The organism is Streptomyces sp. NPDC127197, assembly GCF_042672405.1.
Classification (GTDB): Bacteria; Actinomycetota; Actinomycetes; order Streptomycetales; family Streptomycetaceae; genus Streptomyces; species Streptomyces flavusporus.
Genome location: NZ_JBHXVG010000008.1, coordinates 168,460 through 189,560 on the forward strand (window position 1 = coordinate 168,460; position 21,101 = coordinate 189,560).

The following is a 21,101-nucleotide window of genomic DNA, read 5'->3' on the forward strand; positions in this document are numbered from 1 at the left end:
CACCGGGCAGGGCGGATGACAACACGGGAGAGGGATGTGACGGCGACACCACCTCAGCCGGAATCGCCGTCGATGCCGCGCGCGCACCGCCCTCCGCAGGTCTCCGCCGCGGTCCGTGACGCCCTCACCCTCATGAGCCTGCCCCTGGTCGCCGTCCTCGCGCTGCCGGCCGCGTTCGCCGGTGGCGGCACCCGGCGGTGGTTCGGCGGGCGCGCCGAGAGCCAGCGTGCCGAGGCACAGGCCGCCAAGGACGCCGCCGCGGCTGCCTTCTACGAGCTCGACACCGCCCAGCGTGATCTGCGGATCTCGATCGAGACGATCGCCGCCGTCGACGACTCCCCCGCCGCCCGCCGCGCCGCCGCCGACTTCGAGGCCCTCGGCCACCGCATCGACGAGGCCAGCCACCGCTACATCGAAGCCGTCGACGCCCACGACCTCGACCGCGACGACCTGGAGGCCTCGGCCGCCGGCCGTGCCCGCACCGAGCTGACCCGGGCCAAGGACGAGCTCGGCCGTGTCAAACAGGACCTGGACCGGTTCGCGGACGGGCTCGGTCCGCTGCTCGGCAAGGCCGAGACCCAGCTCGCCCGGCTGGCCCCCGCCGTCGAACGCGCCCGGCAGTCGCTGCTCGCCGCCTCCAACGCCCTTGACACGGTCCGGGGGTCAGGGCTGCGGGCGGACGATCTCGCCGCCCGTCTCGCCGCCCTCGCCCCGGAGCTGACCAAGCTGAACCAGGGCGCCGGACAGCACGGCGTACCCCAGACCCTCGAGCGGGCCGAGCGCGTCGCCCGGGAGGCCGAGGCGATCCGCGCGGAGGCGGAACGGCTGCCGGAGCGGGCCGCCGAGATCGACCACCGGCTGGTCTCCCTGCGCACCCGCGCGCAGGCCCTCACCACCCGGGCCGGTCAGGTGGAGCCGGTGCTGAGCGAACTGCGGCGGCGGTTCACCCTCGCCTGCTGGCAGGACCTCCAGCACGTGCCCGGGCAGGCCGCCGAGACCGTACGGCAGGCCGAGCTGAAGCTGACCGAGGCGCAGGCCGCGCGCGACGCCCAGCGCTGGCCGGACGCGACGGCCCTGCTGTCGACGGCACGGGCACTGCTGAACTCCACCGACGAGGCCGTCTCGGCCGCCGGTGACCGGCTGCAGCGGCTGAACGCCGTGCAGAAGGACCCCGAGCAGGAGATCGAGCGGACCCGGTTCGCGATCCGGGACGCACAGCGGCTGGCCATGGCCGGACGCCACACCCCGGACCCGCGTCACGCCCGCCCGCTGGACGACTCCGTCGGCCGGCTGGAACGGGCGATCGCCACGCTGGACGGCCGCCACCCGGACTACTGGCACTTCCTGACCGAGACGGAGGCGGTGCGGCAGACGGTGGCCAGGGTGGTCGCGCAGATCCGTGAGGAACGCGGGGGCGCCGCCGGTCACTGAGCGGCGGGCCGGCCGCTGACCTGTTGTGGAGCCTGGGTGCGGCTCGGATGCGGCTCGGACGTGTTGCCCGGCGGGGCAGAGCGGGCAGATATTGAAGGGAAAGGGAAGTACGGCCTCCGCTCACGCCCAAGGGAGGCGGACATGGCCACACACGCAGCGCACGGGGGAACACGGCGGCGGATCCGGTTCGACGATCATCTTCCCGTCGACCATCGCCTGAACCAGGTCTACCGCGTCGGCGCGGGTCTGATGGGTCTGGTGCTGATCGCCTTCGGCATCCTCGGCCTGATCGACAGGGTCGGCTTCTTCGACACCCGCGGGGACCAGGTCGCGGGCCTGAACACCAACGGCGCGCTGAGCGTCCTGTCGATCTGCGTGGGGCTGCTGCTCTTCGTCGGCATGGTGATCGGCGGGAACTTCGCCTCGACGCTCAATATGATCGTCGGCGTCGCCTTCATCCTCAGCGGCTTCTTGAACCTGGGGCTGCTGGACACGGACTACAACTTCCTCGCCTTCCGCATCCAGAACGTGCTGTTCAGCTTCGTGTTCGGTGTGGTGCTGATGTTCTTCGGGATGTACGGGAGGGTCGGCTCGGCCCTGCCGCACGACAACCCGTACTGGCGGGCCCGCCATCCCGATCTGGTCGAGCCGGAGCCGCGGGAGCGGGCGCGGGGGGCGGCCGTGGCGCGCGACGAATCCCGGCGGCCGCCGGAGAGTCCCCGTTAACCTGTGCGTATGCCTCGCTATGAGTACCGCTGCCGGACCTGCGGCGACACCTTCGAACTGAGCCGCCCCATGGCCGAGTCCTCCGCCCCGGCCACCTGCCCGACGGGCCACGACGACACGGTGAAGCTGCTGTCGACCGTGGCGGTGGGCGGCTCGGCCACCGCCCCTGCGCCGGCTCCGCGAGCCGGCGGCGGGGGCGGGTGCTGTGGCGGAGGCTGCTGCGGCTGACGGCGTTGCCGGGACGCGGCCGTCACCGCCTACGGCCGCTCCCGGGACGCCCGCAGGAACTCGCGCAGGATGCGCTCCCCGGCCAGCACCCCGCGCTCAGGCAGAGAGGTGATGTCGGGCGCGCTCCACCCGCTGTCGGCCAGCTCACCGTGCCCCGGACGCCAGCCCTTGTCCACCGCGAGCAGCAGGTCGGCGTCGAGGAGGGAGTCGCCCGCGGCGAGCGTGAGGTCGGCGCCGGTGCGGAGGGCTATCTCCCGCATGGCCGCGCTCTTGGTGAGCGGCTTCGGCACGGCGTAGATCTTGCGGCCCTGCAGGGAGACCGTCCAGCCGCGGTTCTCCGCCCACACCGCGAGTTCCTTCACCCAGTCCTCGGGGAGCAGCTCGCGCTCGACGACGAGATAGGCGAAGAGGTCGTCGGCGACCCGGTGCTTGCGCACCCAGACCGGGTCGGCGGTCCTCAGCAGATGTTCCTGCACCTCGGCCAGCGACGCGCACTCGTCGGCCAGGCGAGCCGTCACGCGCGCGTACCAGTCGGGATCCGACACCCCGTCCACCAGCAGGTGCCCGCCGTTCGCGCAGATCGCGTACTTCGGAGTGGGGCCGGGCAGGTTGATGCGGTGGTACTGCTTGCGGGTGCGGGTCGTGGTCGGCACGAAGACCGCGGAGTCGGCGAGGTCCGCGAGCAGTGCCGCCGACGTCTCGGTCATGTACGAGAGCGGCTTGCTCTCATGCACCTCGACGCACAGCAGCCGTGGCGCCCGCGCGTCCGGCATGGTCAGCGACAGGGCCGCTGCGGAGTAGATGAGCGTACGGTCGAGGTCGCTCGCCACCAGCACCGGCATCAGACAGCCACCGCCCTTCCGTCGGCGCCCGTCGCGCCGCGCGTGTACTTGGGATGGATCAGCCCCACGCAGGTGTAGGGGAGCTCGGCGACCTCCTCGACCGGTACCCCGCGCTGCTCGGCCAGCAGCCGGACATGGTCCAGGTCGGGGCCCGCGCCGGCCCGGGCCAGGATCTTCCACGGCACGCGGCGCAGCAGGACCCGCGTGGTCTCGCCGACGCCGGGCTTGACGAGGTTGACGTCGTGGATGCCGTACTCCTCGCTGATGCGCTCGACGGCCGCCCAGCCTTCCCAGGTCGGGGTGCGGTCGGCGGCCAGGAGTTCCTTGACGGCGGCGTCGACCGCGTCCACGGCCTCGTCGAAGCAGGCGGAGACGGCGTCGAGGAAGGCCGTGGAGACGTCGGCGCCGGCGAGTTCGCGGTAGAACTTGGCGCCGTGGAAGTCGTTCGGCCCCACCAGGTCGGCTCGCAGCACGGTGCGCGATATCAGGCCGGACACCGTGGAGTTGAGGCAGGCGGACGGGATGAGGTAGTCCTCGCGGGTGCCGTAGGTCCGGACGCAGGAGCCGGGGTCGGCGAGCACGGCGATCTCCGGGTCGAACCCGGTGACGCCTTCCGCTTCCTCGAACTCGCGCAGCGCCGCGGCCAGTTCGCGGGTGATGGCGCCCTTGCCCGTCCAGCCGTCGACGAAGACGACGTCGCGCGGGTCGTGCCGGGCGGCCAGCCAGCGCAGTGCGTTGGCGTCGATGCCGCGGCCACGCACGATGGACACGGCGTAGTGGGCCAGGTCGAGGCCGTGCCGGTGCTGCGCCCAGCGTCGCATCAGGATGCCGACGGGTGTGCCCGCGCGGGCCAGCGAGACCAGGACCGGGCGCGGGGACCGCTCGGCGAGAACGGTCTCGGTGACCACGCCGACGGCGTGGGCGATGCGCGCCGCGGAGGTCTCCAGGGCCGCGTGGAAGAGCTCCTGGTACTGCTCGCTGGGCTGGTACTCCACCGGCAGGGACTCCGCGTAGTGCGCGCCGCCGCTCTGGATGGCCTCCTCGCGCTCCTCGGTGGGTGCTTCCAGCGTGACGTCCGACAGGTCCTGCAGCAGCCAGCCGACCTCTTCGGGCGCGTACGAGGAGAAGGCGGGGCCGCGAAGGGGCTCGGGCAGCATGGCGGGCCTTTCGGAGGCATGCGCGGCCTCGGGAACGTACGACGGTACGACCGCGAGCAGGACGTGCGGGGTGTGGGCGGCAAGCTGGGTGAGGAGCCCGTCGGGTGCGTGCAGGGCGGGGGTGTCGGCGGTCGAGTCGACGACGGCGACGACGGCGTCGAAACCGCCGCCCGCGACGTTGTAGGCGTAGCGCTCGCCGGGGCCGTCGGCCGGGTTGTCGTGCGCCGGGAAGACCAGGCGGGTGCGTATGGCGTAGCCGGGGTCGTCGACGGCGAGGACGGGCGAGCGGGTCGTGGTGGAGAACCGTATGTCGGCGGGCGGGACGAGGTGTTCCAGCTCGCGGGCGAGGCGCAGCGGCGCGTACATCAGCTCCTCGCAGCCGAGAACCAGCACGCGCCGGGCGCCCGGCGGCAGGGCCTCCGCGAGGCGGGCGCCCATGGCGGGCAGAGCGGCCTCCAGGCGCCTGCGGTGGGCGGCGGTGAAGCCGTGCCGGCCACCGTCGGGCACCCCGGCGGGCCAGCGCAGATCGACCCGAGTGACGGCGTCCGCGGAGCCATGGGCACCCACCGGCCCCGTCTGTTCGTGTTCGGCGACCAGGGCCTGGCCCTTCTCCAGTACGCCGTCCGGCAGGCATACGGTCCCCTGGGCCGTTGCGACGAGGTCCACACGGGCGCCGATTTCGTCCGCGAGCTCCGCGAGGCGGTCCTGGTCGGTGGGCGAGCGCATGTCGACCAGAGCGACGACGACGTACCGGTCGCGGGGATAGCGCTCGTGCAGGGCGCGCACGGTGTTGAGGACGGTGTTGCCGGTGGAGAACTCGTCGTCGACCAGGACCAGTGGGCCGTCTCCGGCGAGCAGTTCCGGGTCCTCGGGGAGCAGCAGATGGGAGGTGGCGTGCGAGTGGGACTCCTCGAAGCCGCCGGCCTGCGCGACGCCGGGCACGGGGCGCCGGGTGGAGTGCAGGTACGGGGCGTGGCCGAGGCCGTCGGCGACCGCGTGGCCGAGCCCGGTGGCCGTCTCCGCGTACCCGACGACGACCGCGGCGCTCGCCCCGGAGTCCCCCAGCAGCTCCCGGACCCTCCGCCCGAGGGCGAACCCGGAGCCGTAGACGACCGACGGGGACTGCGGTACGTGCTTGCCGAGCACGTTCGACACGAGCAGGTGCGCCCGCTTGGGGTTGCGTCGCAGGGCGAGCCCCAGCAGGTCGGCCAGCGTGTCGTCGCCGGCGAGTTCGACCCCGAGCCGCTCGGCGACCCAGGTCCCGGACCAGGTCCCGTTCCCGTCGGCTCGGTTGTCCCCGTTGTTCACTGCCTTGTCCATGCGTTCCTTGTGTTCACCGGTGTTCGGCACCTTGTGTTCGGCGGCTTCAGTGGTTTCGGCGGTTCTCGGCGGTTTCAGCGATTTCGGGGGTTTCGGGCGCTTCGGCGGTGTCCGGCGGCATCAGCCGGGGATTCCCGCGGCCAGCAGTTCCACGAAGCCGATGTCCTCGTTGGCCACGCCGAACACCTCGGCGCGCAGCAGCGTCCGCTCGGCCCAGGCGCGGTGCGGCTTCACCTCGTTCATTTTGTTCGTGTACGCCGACCTCAGCACGCCACCGCCCAGCCGCTCCGGCCGCAGGATGTCCTGGGCGTCGCTGAACTCCTCGTGACTGACCACCGACAGAGCGTGCACCGGCAGCACGTGCGAGGGGTGGATGCAGGTCTTGCCGAGCAGACCGTTGGCCTGATCCAGCGTAATCTCCCGCAGCAGCCCGTCCATGGCGTGCTCGATCAGCGCCTCGCGCAGTTCCTCGGCCTGCCCCTCCAGGAAGGGGCTGCGTCGCAGCTGGGGCTTGAACATGCGCTCCTGCACCCGGAAGTACTCCCACACCGGCCCGGTCACCGTGAATCCGGTGCCGTCGGCCCGTCCCAGCATGTTCACCACGTCGGCGATCACGGAGGCGACGATCTGGACGTCGTAGGCGGTCATGTCGGGGGGTCTGCGCAGCCCGTACGAGGAGCAGAAGTCCGTCACGCCGAGGCGCAGGGCGAGCACGCGGTCGCGGTACTTGTCGACGGCCCGGAAGATGCCCTCCAGTGTCCCGACCCGCGACTCCCGGTACAGCAGCTCGGGCGACTCCAGCACCGGCATGGCGAAAAGCCGCTGCCCGCTCGCCGCCTCTGCGGTGGCCACGGCCTCCAGGAAGGGGATGCCGCGTTCCTCGGTGAACTTCGGCAGTACGAATCCGGACAGCAGCCGGACGGCGGGGCCGAGGCGGCGGACCAGGTCGGGGATCTGCCCGGGCGTGCGGACGCGGATGAACAGCAGGGGCAGATCGTTGTCGTCGGCGCGGCCGGCGAGCTCGGTGAACTGGCGGACGAGGTTCTCCTCGCCCGCGCCGACGTCCGCGTCGTCGATCGAGTCCTCCAGGCACAGCACCATCGAGACCACGCCGCGTCCGGTCTGCTTGACGATGTCGTCGGCGAGCCGAGGTCGCGTCGCCGGGCTGTACAGCGTGGCGCCCAGGGCCGCCGAGAGCAGCCGGGCCGGGGAACCGGCGGTGAAGTCGCACGGCTCCTGATGGAAGAGGCGCTGCCGCACCTCAGGGGCGATGTGCCCGAAATGACGCATAAAGCTCCCCCGTGGTGACTGAGCGGCCGATGTGCCGAATGAAGGTGGCCGGTAATAGTACGTAGAAGGCCATGTCCGGGGTTCCCGTTGGGCATGAATTTCAGGTAACGCAGGGCAAGCAGGGCCATGTCGGCGGCACTGCGGGGCAGTCCTGGATCCCCGACCCCGCGTTGTCGTGACCAGGACGGAGAGGGCAGGATGACCGCATGACGCACGCGATGCTGAAGGGGTCGAACGTCCCGCTCGAAGTCACGACGGTGCGCGCCGTGCTGCGCTGGACGCCCGGGCAGGGGGTCCCGGATGTCGACGCCTCGGCGCTGCTCCTCGGCCCCGACGGTCGTGTGCGTTCCGACGAGGACTTCGTCTTCTACAACCAGCCCCGGCACCCCTCCGGGAAGGTCTGGCGGCTCGGCAAGAAACGGGTCACCGAAGGCCTGACCGACACGATCCAGACAGACCTCTCCGGTGTCGAGTCCGACGTCAACCAGATTCTGCTGGTCGCTTCGGCGGACGGCGTCGCCTTCGACTGCGTACGGTCACTGCGCATTCTGCTGTACGACGCGGCTGCACCCGACGGTGAGCCGCTGGCCTACTTCGACGTCAAGCCGGAGACCGGTGAGGAGACCGCGCTGATCTGCGGTGAGCTGTACCGGCGCGGCGAGGGGTGGAAGTTCCGGGCGCTCGGCGAGGGGTATTCGAACGGGCTCAAGGGGCTGGCGACGGACTTCGGGATCTCGGTGGACGAGTCGGAGGCCGCGCAGGAGCCTGCCCCGGCCGCCGACACCACGTCCGCTCCGGCGCCGCAGCCGGCACCCGAGGTGTCGCGTCCCCTGCCCCCGGAGCAGCCGACGACGGCCGTACCGCCGCAGACCGCGCAGCCTGCGTATGGGTATCCGCAGCAGCAGCCCGCAGCGGCGGCGAGTCAGCCTGCGTACGGCTATCCGCAGCCGACCAGTCAGCCTGCGTACGGCTATCCGCAGCCCGCTCCGGCGACCGCGCAGTCCGGCTACGGATACCCGCCCCCGGTGCCGGTGCCGGCCGCCACCCCGGACCCCGACTTCCGGCTGCCGCCGCAGGGGCCGCAGTTCATCGGGCGCTGAGCGCTCCGCCGGCACTCCGGCACGCGCTCAGCGCTGCGACTTCGTCTTGTGCCCCCGCCCCCACTGCAGCCCCCACCCGTACAGCCGGTCCAGCTCCGCCTGGAAGCCGTACACGAACTTCACCTCGCGGCGGACCCACACCTCGTTCTTGACGTTCTCGATCATCACGACGGCGCAGGAGCGGGCCTGGGGGTGGCGTTCGTCGAGGCCGATCTCGATGCGGGGGCCGTTGCTGGGGTAGAGGGTCACGATGGCGTGGGTGCGGTCGAACGCGGGGGTCTGGTCGTAGATGTAGACGAAGAGCAGGAGGCGTTTGATCGCCTCGCGGTGGTCCAGGTTGACGTAGATCGTCTCGCCCGACGCCGAGCCGAAGCGGTCGTCGCCGCTGAGCTTGACGTAGGGCGGGGCGTTGACGTCACCGAAGTAGCCGCCGAGGGGCTGGACCACGCCCCTGGTGCCGTCCTGGAGCTCGTACAGACACCCCAGGTCGAGGTCGACGTTGACCATGCTCTGGCTGTGGCCCACGACCTCCGGCGGCTTGAGCGCCTTGAACGGGTGCCGCAGCAGACTCTCCCGCTGCGGCCCGCCTATGTCGGAGCTGCGCATCCGCCACGCCAGGTTGATCCGCAGATGCCCGGTCGCCGCCCCCTGTTTGGTGAGCGACACCTGGCTGTGCCGTTTGGTCAGTTCGATCGCGTTGGTGGCCGCGTTGCCCGAGTCGAACTCGGCCGCGCGTCCGCGCCAGAGCCCGTCCAACAAGCCCATTTCCGCCCCCACATTCGCTTGCCCCACACCTGCGCCTGACAGACCGGCGGGGCGGCCGTCGAGGACATCCAGCCGTCCTCAATGACCGCCCCGCACAGAGCGTTCCCCAGGTTCACACCGAGAAACGGCCGCCTACGGCGAGTGAGCCGAAGGGGCGCGTCGGTGTCGAGAGACCGACCGCGCGGAGGCCCGAAGGACTGAGCACGATCGGGCTCTCGACACCGACTTTTGCGCCCCGGAGGCGAACCGAGCCCTTAAAGGCCGGCCGAGACCTCAGTCTTCTCGTCCGAGCCCGCTTTTCCCTCAGCCGCCGCCAGCGCGCGGTTGCGGCGCACCGAGGACCAGAAGGACCAGGCGATCAGGGCGACGCCGATCAAGCCGGTGATGACCTCGTGGATCTCGTACTGGATGGTGACGAGGAGGAGCACGGCGAGAGCACCGATCGCGTAGTGCGCGCCGTGCTCCAGGTAGACGTAGTCGTCGAGGGTGCCCTGGCGGACCAGGTACACGGTCAGCGACCGGACGTACATGGCGCCGACGCCGAGGCCGAGGGCCATCAGCACGATGTCGTTGGTGATGGCGAACGCGCCGATCACACCGTCGAAGGAGAAGGACGCGTCCAGGACCTCGAGGTAGAGGAACATGAAGAACGCGGCCTTGCCGGCCAGCAGGACTATGGGCTTGCCGGTGCGCTTGGCCTTTTCCTCCTCCTCGTGCTCGCGCTCCTCCTCTTCCTCGAGCTTGTCCTCGAAGTAGCCGGAGAGACCGCCGACGATCATGTACGTGATGAGGCCGGCGACACCGGAGAGAAGCACCGTCGCCGACTTGTCCGCGGGCCCGGCGTGCAGATGGGCGTGGGTCGCGAAGGTCATCGAGGTGACCAGCAGGACGATCAGCGCGATGCAGACCGACAGCATGTCGACCTTGCCGAGCTTGGCCAGCGGCCGCTCCAGCCAGGTCAGCCACTTGATCTCCCGGTCCTCGAAGATGAAGTCCAGGAAGATCATCAGCAAGAACATGCCACCGAAGGCCGCGATCGCCGGGTGGGCGTCGGTGACGAGCTCCTGGTAACGGTCCTTGTCGGTCAGCGCGAGGTCGACGGCCTCGATCGGACCGAGCTGTGCACTGACGGCGACGATGACGACGGGGAAGATCAGCCGCATACCGAAGACGGCGATCAGGATGCCGATGGTGAGGAAGATGCGCTGCCAGAAGGCGTTCATCTTCTTCAGGATTCCGGCGTTGACCACTGCGTTGTCGAAGGACAGCGAGATCTCGAGGATGGAGAGGATCGCCACGATGCCGAAGGCGGTCCACCCCCCGTACAAGACCGCCGCGACTAGGCCGAGCGCGGTGACCGCGAACGACCAGCCGAAGGTTTTCAGAACCACTGGCTACCCAATCCCTTGTGTACGGGTATACGGGTCTCCCCCGCGCCGTACCCGGCTTTACGAAACGTTGACCCCAAAGTCTAGAGCGATCCCCCGCAGCCCCGACGCGTACCCCTGTCCTACCGCACGGAACTTCCATTCTCCCTGGTAGCGGTAGACCTCGCCAAAGATCATGGCGGTCTCCGTGGAGGCGTCCTCACTGAGGTCGTAGCGGGCGAGCTCCTGGCCGTCGGCCTGGTTCACCACCCGGATGAAGGCGTTGCTGACCTGGCCGAAGGTCTGGCCACGCTCGTCGGCCAGGTGGATCGAGACCGGGAAGACGATCTTGTCGCACTGGGCGGGCACCTTGGAGAGGTCGATGAGGATCGACTCGTCGTCGCCGTCGCCCTCACCGGTGAGGTTGTCGCCGGTGTGCTCCACCGAGCCGTCCGGGCTCTTGAGCTGGTTGTAGAAGATGAACCACTCGTCGCCCAGCACCCGTCCGCTGCTGCACACCAGGGCGCTGGCGTCGAGGTCGAACGGGGCTCCGGTGGTGGAACGCGCGTCCCAGCCGAGTCCGACCATCACCTGTGTGAGGTTCGGCGCGGCCTTGGACAGGGAGACGTTGCCCCCCTTGGCGAGCGTGACGCCCATGATGCTGGTCCTCCCCTGGGTGCTGCTGCCTGATGTGGTTGTCCTGCGCGTCCGGCGCCGCACGCAAACGCGCGGCGCCGGACAGGACCTTGCGGTGGGGGCGTGGCTCAGACGTTCACGCCGAAGTCCTGCGCGATGCCGCGCAGGCCGGAGGCGTAACCCTGGCCGATGGCGCGGAACTTCCACTCCGCGCCGTGGCGGTACAGCTCGCCGAAGACCATGGCGGTCTCGGTCGAGGCGTCCTCGCTGAGGTCGTACCGCGCGATCTCCGCACCGCCGGCCTGGTTCACGACGCGGATGAACGCGTTGCGGACCTGGCCGAAGGACTGCTGGCGGTTCTCGGCGTCGTAGATCGAGACCGGGAAGGTGATCTTCTCGATCTCCGCCGGGACGGCGGCGAGGTTGACCTTGATCTGCTCGTCGTCGCCCTCGCCCTCACCGGTGAGGTTGTCGCCGGTGTGCTCCACCGAGCCGTCCGGGCTCTTCAGGTTGTTGAAAAAGATGAAGTGCTGGTCACTGCTGACCTTGCCCGAGTTGTTCAGCAGCAGCGCGCTCGCGTCGAGGTCGAAGTCCGTGCCGGTCGTGGTGCGCACGTCCCACCCCAGACCGACGATGACCGCGGTCAGGCCCGGGGCCTCCTTGGTCAGCGATACGTTGCCGCCCTTGCTGAGGCTGACTCCCACGAGTCCCTCCATTGGTGTCCGGGGGCGGGAAGCCCCGTCGTGCGTTGCTATCGGATCAAACGAATCGATCCTAGTGACGGGTTCCCGGCCCTCGTAGGGCCTTGAACCGAAGAATCACAGGGTGTCGAGCGCCTTGACGTACTCGTTCAGGTCGCGGGCGTCCGGGAGCCCGTTGCGGACGGTCCAGCGGACGACGCCGTCCTTGTCGATGACGAAGGTGCCGCGCACCGCGCAACCCTTGTCCTCGTCGAACACGCCGTACGCGCGCGAGGTGGCGCCGTGCGGCCAGAAGTCCGACAGCAGGGGGTACTCCAGGCCCTCCTGCTCGGCGAAGACGCGCAGGGTGTGGATGGAGTCGTTGGAGACGGCGAGCACCTGGGTGTCGCGGTCCTCGAACTTCGGGAGGTTGTCCCGGACCTCGCACAGCTCGCCGGTGCACACGCCGGTGAAGGCGAAGGGGTAGAAGAGCAGGACCACGTTCTTCTCACCGCGGAAGTCCGAGAGCTTCACGTCCCGGCCGTGGTTGTCCTTCAGCTCGAAGTCGGGCGCCTTGTCGCCGACCTGGATCGCCATCGTGCATCCCTTCGGTGGGGCTGTTCGGGTGGACCCACCCTACGCAGAGATCACCGAAGAAGCGCCGGACGGGCTGACCGACCAGCCCGTCCGGCGTTCGAGGACGAGGCCGTTCAGCCCGTCCTGACGTTCAACGAACGGTCACCGCTTGGACTTCGCGGCCTTGGGCGTCGCCAGGCGGCTGCCGCTCCAGTCCTTGCCGACGCTGACGCTCTTGGACGCCGTCAGTCCCGCCGTGGTCGCGGCTTCCGAGATGTCGCTCGGCTCCACGTATCCCGTACGGCCGGTCTTCGGCGTGAGGAGCAGGATCGCGCCGCCTTCCTCGATGTACGTGGTGGCATCCACCAGCGCATCCGTCAGGTCGCCGTCGTCGTCACGGAACCACAGCACGACGGCGTCGGCCACGTCCTCGTAGTCCTCGTCCACCAGATCGCCCTCGATGGCTTCCTCGATGGCCTCGCGGAGCTCCTGGTCGACGTCGTCGTCGTAGCCGATCTCCTGGACCACCTGCCCGGGCTGGAACCCCAGCCTGGCGGCAGGGTTCGTCCGCTCCTCCGCGTGGTCCGCGGTCGCGCTCACGGGTTGCCTCCTGATCATGTCTTGATGAATATCTCAGCCACGCGCGTGCGCGAAGCATTGGCCGTAGTCCACACGGGCGGGGCGGATCGCGCAAGTACCCGGCGGTTCGGGCCGCCTAAACGGTGACGATCCCGGCCGTGTCGCCGCAACTCCAGGCATGGCGCTGTGATCGAGGGTGACACACACCACACCTATCTGCCCCCTTTGTACGTTTGGGAACCGTCCGTGGGTACGAAATTCGCATGGCTTTGCGCCAAGAGCTGACGAACGTCTCGATTACCTCTCGGTAGAGATGACGTTTGCGGTCCCGAGGTACACGATGGGGATCGGTGCAGGCACACAGACGAAAACCGGCCTCAGACAGCCCCCTCTGACAGGTAAGGAACAGCGTGGCTCCCGGATCCGATCGCAATCCGATCATCATTGGCGGCCTTCCGAGTCAGGTTCCTGACTTCGACCCCGAGGAGACCCAGGAGTGGCTCGACTCCCTGGACGCCGCCATCGACGAGCGCGGCCGTGAGCGGGCCCGCTATCTGATGCTGCGGCTGATCGAGCGGGCCCGCGAGAAGCGCGTGGCCGTGCCCGAGATGCGCAGCACGGACTACGTCAACACCATCGCCACCAAGGACGAGCCGTTCTTCCCGGGCAATGAGGAGATCGAGCGCAAGATCCTCAACGCGACCCGCTGGAACGCGGCCGTCATGGTCTCCCGGGCCCAGCGGCCCGGCATCGGAGTCGGCGGCCACATCGCGACGTTCGCGTCCTCCGCCTCCCTCTACGACGTCGGCTTCAACCACTTCTTCCGCGGCAAGGACGAGGGCGACGGCGGCGACCAGGTCTTCTTCCAGGGGCACGCCTCCCCGGGCATCTACGCGCGCGCGTACCTGCTCGACCGCCTCAGCGAGCAGCACCTGGACGGGTTCCGGCAGGAGAAGTCCAAGGCGCCGTACGGGCTGTCCAGCTATCCGCACCCGCGCTCGATGCCGGGCTTCTGGGAGTTCCCGACGGTCTCCATGGGCCTCGGCCCGATCGGCGCGATCTACCAGGCGCGGATGAACCGCTACATGCACGCGCGCGGGATCGCGGACACCTCCAACTCGCACGTATGGGCCTTCCTCGGCGACGGCGAGATGGACGAACCGGAGTCACTCGGCCAGCTGTCCATCGCCGCCCGCGAGGGCCTGGACAACCTCACCTTCGTCGTCAACTGCAACCTGCAGCGCCTGGACGGCCCGGTGCGCGGCAACGGCAAGATCATCCAGGAGCTGGAGTCGGTCTTCCGCGGCGCCGGCTGGAATGTGATCAAGCTGATCTGGGACCGCACCTGGGACCCGCTGCTCGCGCAGGACCGCGACGGTGTGCTGGTCAACAAGATGAACACCACGCCGGACGGCCAGTTCCAGACGTACGCGACCGAGACCGGCGCCTACATCCGCGACCACTTCTTCGGCGACGACCACCGGCTGCGCGCGATGGTCGAGGGCATGACCGACCACCAGATCCTGATGCTGGGCCGCGGCGGCCACGACCACCGCAAGATCTACGCGGCGTTCTCGGCGGCCAAGGCGCACAAGGGGCAGCCGACGGTCATCCTGGCCAAGACGATCAAGGGCTGGACGCTGGGCCCGAACTTCGAGGGCCGCAACGCCACACACCAGATGAAGAAGCTGACGGTCGACGACCTCAAGCGCTTCCGGGACCGCCTCCACCTGCCGATCGCCGACAAGGACCTGGAGTCCGGCCTGCCGCCGTACTACCACCCGGGCCGGGACTCGGAGGAGATCCAGTACATGCACGACCGGCGCAAGGGGCTCGGCGGGTACGTCCCGACGCGGGTCGTGCGGTCGAAGCCGCTGGCGCTGCCGGACGACAAGACGTACGCGACCGTGAAGAAGGGCTCGGGCCAGCAGTCCATCGCGACGACCATGGCCTTTGTCCGGCTCCTCAAGGACCTCATGCGGGACAAGGAGATCGGCAAGCGGTTCGTGCTGATCGCGCCGGACGAGTACCGCACCTTCGGTATGGACTCCTTCTTCCCGAGCGCGAAGATCTACAACCCGCTGGGCCAGCAGTACGAGGCCGTGGACCGGGACCTGCTCCTCGCGTACAAGGAGTCGCCGACCGGGCAGATGCTGCACGACGGCATCTCCGAGGCCGGCTGCACGGCGTCGCTGATCGCGGCGGGTTCGGCGTACGCCACGCACGGCGAGCCGCTCATCCCGGTGTACGTCTTCTACTCGATGTTCGGTTTCCAGCGCACCGGCGACCAGTTCTGGCAGATGGCCGACCAACTGGCGCGCGGTTTCGTCCTGGGCGCGACCGCCGGACGTACGACGCTGACCGGTGAGGGTCTCCAGCACGCGGACGGCCACTCCCAGCTGCTCGCCTCGACGAACCCGGGCTGTGTGGCGTACGACCCGGCGTACTCGTACGAGATCGCGCACATCGTCAAGGACGGTCTGCGCCGGATGTACGGCGGCGACGAGGAGCACCCGCAGGGCGAGGACGTCTTCTACTACCTCACCGTCTACAACGAGCCGATCCAGCACCCGGCCGAACCGGAGAACGTGGACGTCGAGGGCATCCTCAAGGGCGTCTACCGGCTCAGCGAGGGCACGTCGGGGTCGATCCCGGCGCAGATCATGGCCTCGGGTGTCGCGGTGCCGTGGGCGGTCGAGGCGCAGCGGATCCTCGCCGAGGAGTGGAACGTGAAGGCCGGCGTCTGGTCGGCGACCTCCTGGAACGAGCTGCGGCGCGAGGCCGTGGACTGCGAGGAGCACAACCTGCTGCACCCCGAGGAGGAGCAGCGGGTGCCGTACGTGACACGGAAGCTGAACGGCGCGGAGGGGCCGTTCGTGGCCGTGTCCGACTGGATGCGGTCGGTTCCGGACCAGATCGCGCGGTGGGTGCCGGGCACGTACCAGTCGCTGGGCGCGGACGGCTTCGGCTTCGCCGACACACGCGGTGCGGCGCGGCGGTTCTTCCACATCGACGCGCAGTCGATCGTGGTGGCGGTGCTGGCCGAGCTGGCGAAGGAGGGGAAGGTCGACCGGTCAGTACTGAAGCAGGCGATCGACCGGTACCAGCTCCTCGACGTCGCGGCGGCCGATCCGGGGGTCGCGGGCGGCGACGCGTAAGGCTTTACGGGCCTGCTTCGAGGGCGGTGGGGCTGTGGTTTTCGGCTCTGCCGCCCTCGGGCGTTCGCCGGCCCGGCGGGTTCTTTACGATGCGGACATGAAGGAGCAATCGGCACAGGAACGGTGGGAGCGGCGTACCCAAAACCCGCTGCTGGCGCTGGCCGTCGTGTTCGCCGTCGCTTATGCCGTGCCGATCGTGGACGGCTCGCCGAGCCGGTCGACGACGCTTGCGTGTCTGCTGATCGAGTGGGTGGTGTGGGGGGCGTTCGCGGCGGACTACGTGGTGCGGGTGGTGCTGGCGCGCGATCGCCGGACGTTCGTACGGCGGCACTGGCTGGACCTGTGTGCGGTGATCCTGCCGTTGCTCCAGCCGTTGCGGCTGCTGCGGCTGGTGTCCACGCTGCTGCTGGTGGGGCGGCGGGCGCGGATGGCCACGCAGATCCGGCTGACGACGTATGTGGCCGGGACGGTGATCGGGCTGCTGATGTTCGGGTCGCTGGCCGTGCTGTCGGTGGAGCGGGACGCTCCCGGCGGGAACATCCGGACGCTGGGTGACGCGGTGTGGTGGTCGTTCACGACGATGACGACCGTGGGGTACGGGGATCATGCGCCGACCACCGGGGCGGGGCGGTTGCTCGCGGTGGGGCTGATGCTGTCCGGGATCGCGCTGCTGGGTGTGGTGACGGCGAACATCGCCGCGTGGTTCATCTCCCGGTTCGAGAGGGACGACGTGGAGGAGCGGCGGCAGACGGAGGCGATCGCGGCGTTGACGGAGGAGGTCCGGGCGTTGCGGGCGGAGGTTGCGATGTTGTCCGGGTCGGCGGTTCCGCAACCGGTCGGGGAGGACCAGCGGCGTTGACCGGCTGACCGGCGTTTACGGGGCCTCCGGCGGTGACGCCGGAGGCCCCTCCTCACTCCCCCCGGCTCAGAACATGCCGGTGCCCGGGGTGGTCGCGCCGGACAGCCAGATGATCGCCAGGAGCGTGTCGATGGCGCCCAGGACGACGGCAACCAGGGCCGGTACCGAGCGGGAGCCGGTCCATGTGCGGCCCATGGCCAGCCAGCCGCAGACGATCGCCACCGGGCCGAGGAAGATTCCCAGCACGAAGAAACCGGCGATCGCACAGATGGCACCGATGATTCCGAGCGTCGCGCGATCCGGCCCGGTCCGTGACCACGTCCGGCCACGTGAGCGGGGGTGCCTGCGCGTTCCCTGTCCGAAGCCCGCCATCATCAACTCCCTGGATCATCCGGGCCGTTCGGGTTCGGTAGGGCGAGTACCCGACATGCGCGCCTCAATCAGGTCTGCCGGCGCGCCGCCCCCCTCCAGCAGCGCGCCGCAGCCCCAGGCCGCCCTCCTCGTCGTACGAACTTGCCGCAGGAACATGCCATACGAAGGGCTGGAGCCACTGTGAAGTGCGGCGTGTGCCAGGGGGCGGATTTTTTAGGGTTGTCACTCTGATAGGGGAAACAGGGGCCAGAGAGACCCCTGTTGATCCCGCGTCAGATATGGGCGGCTCCCGCGCCCGCCTCCGCGTTCTCGCCGCGCTTGGTCAGGAAGGCGACCAGGACCGCCACCGCGGCAACTCCGGCGGCGACGAGGGACGCCAGGCTCATGCCGGAGATGAAGGTGTCGTGCGCGACGCCCGTGATCTTCGCGGCGATGGCGTCCGGCGTGCCCGGCGGGACCGGCGCGGCGCCCTGCTGGACCGCCTCGGCGGCCTGCGCCTCCTGGGCCGGGGTGAGTTCCGGAAGGCCCGCGTCCGCCCAGTTGCCGGGGAGGTCGCTGTCGACCTTGGAGGCCATGACGGCGCCCAGGACGGCCGTACCGAGGCTGCCGCCGATCTGCATCGCCGCCTGCTGAAGGCCGCCGGCCACACCGGAGAGCTCCATCGGGGCGTTGCCGACGATGACCTCGGTGGCGCCGACCATGACCGGCGCGAGGCCCAGGCCGAGCAGGGCGAACCAGAGCGACATGATGCCGCTGCCGGTGTCCGTCTCCAGGGTGGACATGCCGTACATGGCGATCGCGGTGAGCGCCATGCCGCCGGCCAGCGGGACGCGCGGGCCGACCTTGGTGATCATCGCGCCGGCGAGCGGCGAGCCGACGATCATCATGCCGGTGAGCGGCAGCAGGTGCAGACCGGCGTCGACGGGGCTCATGCCGTGCACGTTCTGGAGGTAGAACGTCACGAAGAACAGGCCGCCCATGAACGCGATGGCCATCAGGACCATCAGGACGACACCGGCGGACAGCGCGACCGAACGGAACAGGCCCAGCGGGATCAGCGGCTCCCGCACCTTCTTCTCCCAGAGGGCGAAGAGGGCGAAGCCCAGCGCGGACACGCCGATGAAGGTCCACGTCTGTCCGTCGCCCCAGCCCCACTCGGGGGCCTTGATGAGCGCCCAGACCAGGCAGAACATCGCGCCGGACAGCAGGCCGATGCCGAGCAGGTCGAAGGAGCGCGGGGCGTTCTCCGCGCGGTGGTCGTTCAGGATGAGCAGGCCCAGAACGAGGGCGAGGATGCCGACCGGCACGTTGATGTAGAACACCGACTGCCAGCTGACGTGCTCGACCAGGACACCGCCGAGGATCGGGCCGCCGGCCGTGGAGGCACCGATGACCATGCCCCAGATACCGATGGCCATGTTGAGCTTCTCGGCCGGGAAGGTGGCGCGCAGCAGGCCGAGCGCGGCCGGCATCAGCAGGGCGCCGAACAGGCCCTGGAACACACGGAAGGTGATGACCGCGGCGATGGAGTCGGACAGGCCGATGGCACCCGAGGCGGCGGCGAAGCCGACCACGCCGATGAGGAAGGTCTGCCGGTGGCCGAAGCGGTCACCGAGCTTGCCCGCGGTGATCAGGGAGACCGCGAGAGCGAGGAAGTAGGCGTTGGTGATCCACTGGACCTCGGCCCAGCTGGCCTTGAGGTCGGTGGCGATGGCCGGGTTGGCGATGGCCACGATGGTGCCGTCGAGGGCCACCATCATCACGCCCACGGCGACGGTGATCAGGGTGAGCCAGGGATGGCCGCGCAGGCCCTTGGCCGGCGCCGCATCCGACGGGGCTGATGGTGCCTTGTCCCCCGGCCCCGTCTTGTCGATGGTGGTCTGACTAGTCATGTGTTCGAGGTTAGTGTCAGCCTCTGACAGTTGACAAACCAGTTCACAAGTCAGTAACTGTCACGTCACTCCCATATAGCCTGAACTGGGAAAACAGTTCGAGGAAAGGCCTGGTGGACACGGTGAACAGTGCGGGCACGGCATCGGCGCCCCGGCCGGGACTGCGCGAGCTGAAGAAGCGGCGAACCCGGGACGCGCTGCTGCGCACCGCGGTCGAGATGTTCACCACGCGTGGGTACGACCACACGACCGTCGACGACATCGCCGCGGCCGTCGACGTCTCTCCCCGCACCTTCTTCCGCTACTTCTCCGGCAAGGAGGACGCCGCCCTCGCCCTGGAGACGATGACGGTGGCGCACTTCCTCGACGCGGTGCGCGCCCGCCCCGCGCACGAACCGCCGATGGAGGCGATGCGCCGGGCCGTCATGGAGGGGTGGGACACGCTCAGCGCGGTCGTCGAGTCCGTCGCTCCGATCGAGCAGTATCTGCGGATGTACCAGGTGATCGAGTCGACGCCCGTCCTGCTCGCCGCGCATCTGCGCCACTTCGCGGAGACGGAGGAGCAGATGGCGCTGCTGATCGCGGAGCGCGAGGGCCTCGACGTGGACGCCGATCCACGACCGCGGGTGGCGGTGGCCGTCTTCAGCGGGGTGATGCGGGTGACGGAACGTCAGTGGAGCACGGGCCCCGACTTCAGCCTGGCGGCGATGCGCGAACTGACGGCCACCTACCTGGATCAGGTGGGACCGGCACTGGCCGGCAACTGGCGTGCGCCCCAAGGAGCGTGACTTTACCCAAACGTGATCCGTGTCACTCGGTTCACGCGAGACCCTCTCGTTCTCCTAGTGTGTCCTCCCAGTGACTTCCTTCGACACCTCTCCCTCACTCAGCGTCTGGCGCGCACTGCTCGCCCTGGCCGTGGTGTTCGTGATGCTGGCGACCACCGGCTGGACCGCCCTGCGCAGCGGGCGGGCCCAGTCGCCGCTGCAGGCCTCGCTCTCCGCCTGGGAGCACGGCCGTCTCGACGGACACCGGCTGCCGGACCCGGACGCCGCACCCGCCCGGCTGGCCCGCTTCTTCGCCTCGCTCACCGACCGGCAGCGCGCCCACCTCGCCCACCGCTATCCACTGGCGGTCGGCAACATGAACGGCGCCCCCGTCCGGCTGCGTTACCGCGCCAACCGCATCGCGCTCGACCAGGCCCGCAAGGTCGAACTCAAGCGCATGCACGACAACCGGCTCAGTCCCACCGGGCAGCAGGAGGCGGGCCGGCGTATGCACCGCTTCGCGTCGCTCATGCGGGCCGACCGGCACATCCTCGCCTTCGACCCGGTCGGCTCGGGCCGGATCGCCGAGGTCTTCGGCGATCTGACGAAGGCCCAGCGGGTCTCCGTCGTCGTCCCCGGCGTCGACACCGACCTGCTCACCTTCCAGCGCACTCGCCGCAGATACTCGGCGCCGGTCGGCATGGCGAAGTCCCTGTACGCGGCCCAGCGCGCGGCGAGCCTCTCGACCCGCACGGCCGTGATCGCCTGGGCCGACTACACCGCGCCCAGCGGCATCGGCATGGACGCGGCCACCGCGATGCGCGCCGAGGACGGCGCGGTCCGGCTGACCAGGATGGTGCGCGCGCTGCCCGGCCGGGCGCCCGTTTCGCTGTTCTGCCACAGCTACGGCTCCGTGGTGTGCGGGGTCGCCGCGCACACGCTGCCGCGCCGGGTCGCCGACATAGCGGTGGCCGGCAGTCCCGGCATGCGAGCGGCGACGGCCTCGCACCTGCGGACCTCGGCGCACGTGTGGGCGATGCGGGACGCCGACGACTGGATCCAGGACGTGCCGTACATGGAGTTCGGTGGTCTCGGGCACGGCGCCGACCCGGTGTCCACCGCGTTCGGGGCGCGGGTGCTGTCGGCGCGCGGCGCCGAGGGGCACGCCGGCTACTTCGAACCGGGCACGCAGAGCCTCGCCAACTTCGCCGAGATCGGGGTTGGCGCGTACCGCGCGGTGGACTGCGCCGACGATGCCGGCACGTGCCAGGCGGGTTTGTCCGGCACCACCGCGGTCGGACGCGCGTAGAGGCGCAAGAAACTGCGGTCTGCGCAGGGAGGGGACGAAAGAGCGCG

General features: G+C 69.7%; 19 protein-coding genes. 8 read left to right on the forward strand and 11 right to left on the reverse strand.

The window, feature by feature from the left end; all coding sequences use genetic code 11:
• Positions 1 to 36: 36 nt before the first annotated feature.
• From ACFVJQ_RS15495 to ACFVJQ_RS15505, 3 genes are all read left to right on the forward strand, one after another.
• Complete coding sequence (locus ACFVJQ_RS15495) at positions 37 to 1,431, forward strand: hypothetical protein (protein ID WP_385784105.1); 1,395 nt, start codon at positions 37 to 39, stop codon at positions 1,429 to 1,431.
• Positions 1,432 to 1,572: 141 nt separating this feature from the next.
• Entirely contained in the window at positions 1,573 to 2,157 is a 585-nt protein-coding gene (locus ACFVJQ_RS15500; RefSeq protein ID WP_385513172.1) for a DUF4383 domain-containing protein, read from the forward strand.
• A 9-nt stretch (positions 2,158 to 2,166) separates the two neighbouring features.
• Positions 2,167 to 2,385, forward strand: a complete 219-nt coding sequence (locus ACFVJQ_RS15505; protein ID WP_129800854.1) for a zinc ribbon domain-containing protein — start codon at positions 2,167 to 2,169, stop codon at positions 2,383 to 2,385.
• 29 nt (positions 2,386 to 2,414) lie between these two features.
• On the opposite strand, the gene ACFVJQ_RS15510 is transcribed toward ACFVJQ_RS15505, so the two are convergent.
• The 3 genes from ACFVJQ_RS15510 to ACFVJQ_RS15520 form a co-directional block, all read right to left on the reverse strand.
• On the reverse strand, positions 2,415 to 3,227 hold the full coding sequence (locus ACFVJQ_RS15510) for an HAD family hydrolase (protein ID WP_385784110.1): 813 nt from the start codon (positions 3,225 to 3,227) through the stop codon (positions 2,415 to 2,417).
• Positions 3,227 to 5,704, reverse strand: a complete 2,478-nt coding sequence (locus tag ACFVJQ_RS15515) for a phosphoribosyltransferase (RefSeq protein ID WP_385784113.1) — start codon at positions 5,702 to 5,704, stop codon at positions 3,227 to 3,229. Before ACFVJQ_RS15515 ends, ACFVJQ_RS15510 begins: the two co-directional genes overlap by 1 nt.
• Positions 5,705 to 5,824: 120 nt before the next feature.
• Positions 5,825 to 6,994, reverse strand: a complete 1,170-nt coding sequence (locus ACFVJQ_RS15520; RefSeq protein ID WP_385513169.1) for an HpcH/HpaI aldolase/citrate lyase family protein — start codon at positions 6,992 to 6,994, stop codon at positions 5,825 to 5,827.
• Between the two features lie 206 nt (positions 6,995 to 7,200).
• On the opposite strand from ACFVJQ_RS15520, the gene ACFVJQ_RS15525 reads away from it, so the two are divergent.
• Entirely contained in the window at positions 7,201 to 8,094 is an 894-nt protein-coding gene (locus ACFVJQ_RS15525; RefSeq protein ID WP_385784116.1) for a TerD family protein, read from the forward strand.
• Between the two features lie 27 nt (positions 8,095 to 8,121).
• Here ACFVJQ_RS15525 and ACFVJQ_RS15530 read toward each other — a convergent pair whose 3' ends face one another.
• From ACFVJQ_RS15530 to ACFVJQ_RS15555, 6 genes are all read right to left on the reverse strand, one after another.
• Complete coding sequence (locus tag ACFVJQ_RS15530; protein ID WP_385784119.1) at positions 8,122 to 8,859, reverse strand: Tellurium resistance; 738 nt, start codon at positions 8,857 to 8,859, stop codon at positions 8,122 to 8,124.
• Positions 8,860 to 9,113: 254 nt separating this feature from the next.
• The gene (locus ACFVJQ_RS15535; RefSeq protein WP_385513167.1) at positions 9,114 to 10,250 is read right to left on the reverse strand and encodes a DUF475 domain-containing protein; all 1,137 of its coding nucleotides are present in this window, start codon (positions 10,248 to 10,250) and stop codon (positions 9,114 to 9,116) included.
• A 57-nt stretch (positions 10,251 to 10,307) separates the two neighbouring features.
• Positions 10,308 to 10,883: a TerD family protein gene (locus ACFVJQ_RS15540; protein WP_224733502.1), complete on the reverse strand. Its 576-nt coding sequence runs from the start codon at positions 10,881 to 10,883 to the stop codon at positions 10,308 to 10,310.
• A gap of 107 nt (positions 10,884 to 10,990) precedes the next feature.
• Positions 10,991 to 11,566 (reverse strand): calcium homeostasis/redox stress adaptation protein, encoded by a 576-nt coding sequence (locus ACFVJQ_RS15545; protein ID WP_129800861.1) that lies wholly within the window; start codon positions 11,564 to 11,566, stop codon positions 10,991 to 10,993.
• A gap of 114 nt (positions 11,567 to 11,680) precedes the next feature.
• On the reverse strand, positions 11,681 to 12,139 hold the full coding sequence (locus ACFVJQ_RS15550) for a peroxiredoxin (protein WP_224733500.1): 459 nt from the start codon (positions 12,137 to 12,139) through the stop codon (positions 11,681 to 11,683).
• A 141-nt stretch (positions 12,140 to 12,280) separates the two neighbouring features.
• A complete protein-coding gene (locus ACFVJQ_RS15555) occupies positions 12,281 to 12,718 on the reverse strand; it encodes a DUF3052 domain-containing protein (protein WP_165396382.1) in 438 nt (145 codons plus the stop codon).
• Between the two features lie 389 nt (positions 12,719 to 13,107).
• On the opposite strand from ACFVJQ_RS15555, the gene aceE reads away from it, so the two are divergent.
• Entirely contained in the window at positions 13,108 to 15,855 is a 2,748-nt protein-coding gene (gene aceE / locus ACFVJQ_RS15560; RefSeq protein ID WP_385784124.1) for a pyruvate dehydrogenase (acetyl-transferring), homodimeric type, read from the forward strand.
• A gap of 97 nt (positions 15,856 to 15,952) precedes the next feature.
• On the forward strand, positions 15,953 to 16,714 hold the full coding sequence (locus ACFVJQ_RS15565) for a potassium channel family protein (protein ID WP_385513165.1): 762 nt from the start codon (positions 15,953 to 15,955) through the stop codon (positions 16,712 to 16,714).
• A 66-nt stretch (positions 16,715 to 16,780) separates the two neighbouring features.
• Here the strand turns inward: ACFVJQ_RS15565 and ACFVJQ_RS15570 are convergent, their stop codons facing one another.
• Positions 16,781 to 17,089 carry a small hydrophobic protein gene (locus tag ACFVJQ_RS15570; protein ID WP_385513164.1) on the reverse strand — a complete coding sequence of 103 codons (309 nt, stop codon included), beginning with the start codon at positions 17,087 to 17,089 and terminating at the stop codon, positions 16,781 to 16,783.
• A gap of 269 nt (positions 17,090 to 17,358) precedes the next feature.
• Entirely contained in the window at positions 17,359 to 18,978 is a 1,620-nt protein-coding gene (locus ACFVJQ_RS15575) for an MFS transporter (RefSeq protein ID WP_385513163.1), read from the reverse strand.
• Positions 18,979 to 19,100: 122 nt separating this feature from the next.
• Here ACFVJQ_RS15575 and ACFVJQ_RS15580 point away from each other — a divergent pair, with 122 nt between their 5' ends.
• Together ACFVJQ_RS15580 and ACFVJQ_RS15585 are read left to right on the forward strand one after the other, a co-directional pair.
• A complete protein-coding gene (locus ACFVJQ_RS15580) occupies positions 19,101 to 19,766 on the forward strand; it encodes a TetR family transcriptional regulator (protein WP_385513186.1) in 666 nt (221 codons plus the stop codon).
• 70 nt (positions 19,767 to 19,836) lie between these two features.
• Complete coding sequence (locus ACFVJQ_RS15585; protein WP_385784129.1) at positions 19,837 to 21,054, forward strand: alpha/beta hydrolase; 1,218 nt, start codon at positions 19,837 to 19,839, stop codon at positions 21,052 to 21,054.
• Positions 21,055 to 21,101 lie beyond the last annotated feature (47 nt).

Excerpts from the sequence above, each read along its gene's own strand:
- ACFVJQ_RS15500 (WP_385513172.1), top strand. The coding sequence starts at position 1,573 with ATGGCCACACACGCAGCGCACGGGGGAACACGGCGGCGGATCCGGTTC.
- ACFVJQ_RS15505 (WP_129800854.1), top strand. The coding sequence starts at position 2,167 with ATGCCTCGCTATGAGTACCGCTGCCGGACCTGCGGCGACACCTTCGAA.
- ACFVJQ_RS15510 (WP_385784110.1), bottom strand. The coding sequence starts at position 3,227 with ATGCCGGTGCTGGTGGCGAGCGACCTCGACCGTACGCTCATCTACTCC.
- ACFVJQ_RS15515 (WP_385784113.1), bottom strand. The coding sequence starts at position 5,704 with ATGGACAAGGCAGTGAACAACGGGGACAACCGAGCCGACGGGAACGGG.
- ACFVJQ_RS15520 (WP_385513169.1), bottom strand. The coding sequence starts at position 6,994 with ATGCGTCATTTCGGGCACATCGCCCCTGAGGTGCGGCAGCGCCTCTTC.
- ACFVJQ_RS15525 (WP_385784116.1), top strand. The coding sequence starts at position 7,201 with ATGACGCACGCGATGCTGAAGGGGTCGAACGTCCCGCTCGAAGTCACG.
- ACFVJQ_RS15530 (WP_385784119.1), bottom strand. The coding sequence starts at position 8,859 with ATGGGCTTGTTGGACGGGCTCTGGCGCGGACGCGCGGCCGAGTTCGAC.
- ACFVJQ_RS15540 (WP_224733502.1), bottom strand. The coding sequence starts at position 10,883 with ATGGGCGTCACGCTCGCCAAGGGGGGCAACGTCTCCCTGTCCAAGGCC.
- ACFVJQ_RS15550 (WP_224733500.1), bottom strand. The coding sequence starts at position 12,139 with ATGGCGATCCAGGTCGGCGACAAGGCGCCCGACTTCGAGCTGAAGGAC.
- ACFVJQ_RS15565 (WP_385513165.1), top strand. The coding sequence starts at position 15,953 with ATGAAGGAGCAATCGGCACAGGAACGGTGGGAGCGGCGTACCCAAAAC.
- ACFVJQ_RS15570 (WP_385513164.1), bottom strand. The coding sequence starts at position 17,089 with ATGATGGCGGGCTTCGGACAGGGAACGCGCAGGCACCCCCGCTCACGT.
- ACFVJQ_RS15575 (WP_385513163.1), bottom strand. The coding sequence starts at position 18,978 with ATGACTAGTCAGACCACCATCGACAAGACGGGGCCGGGGGACAAGGCA.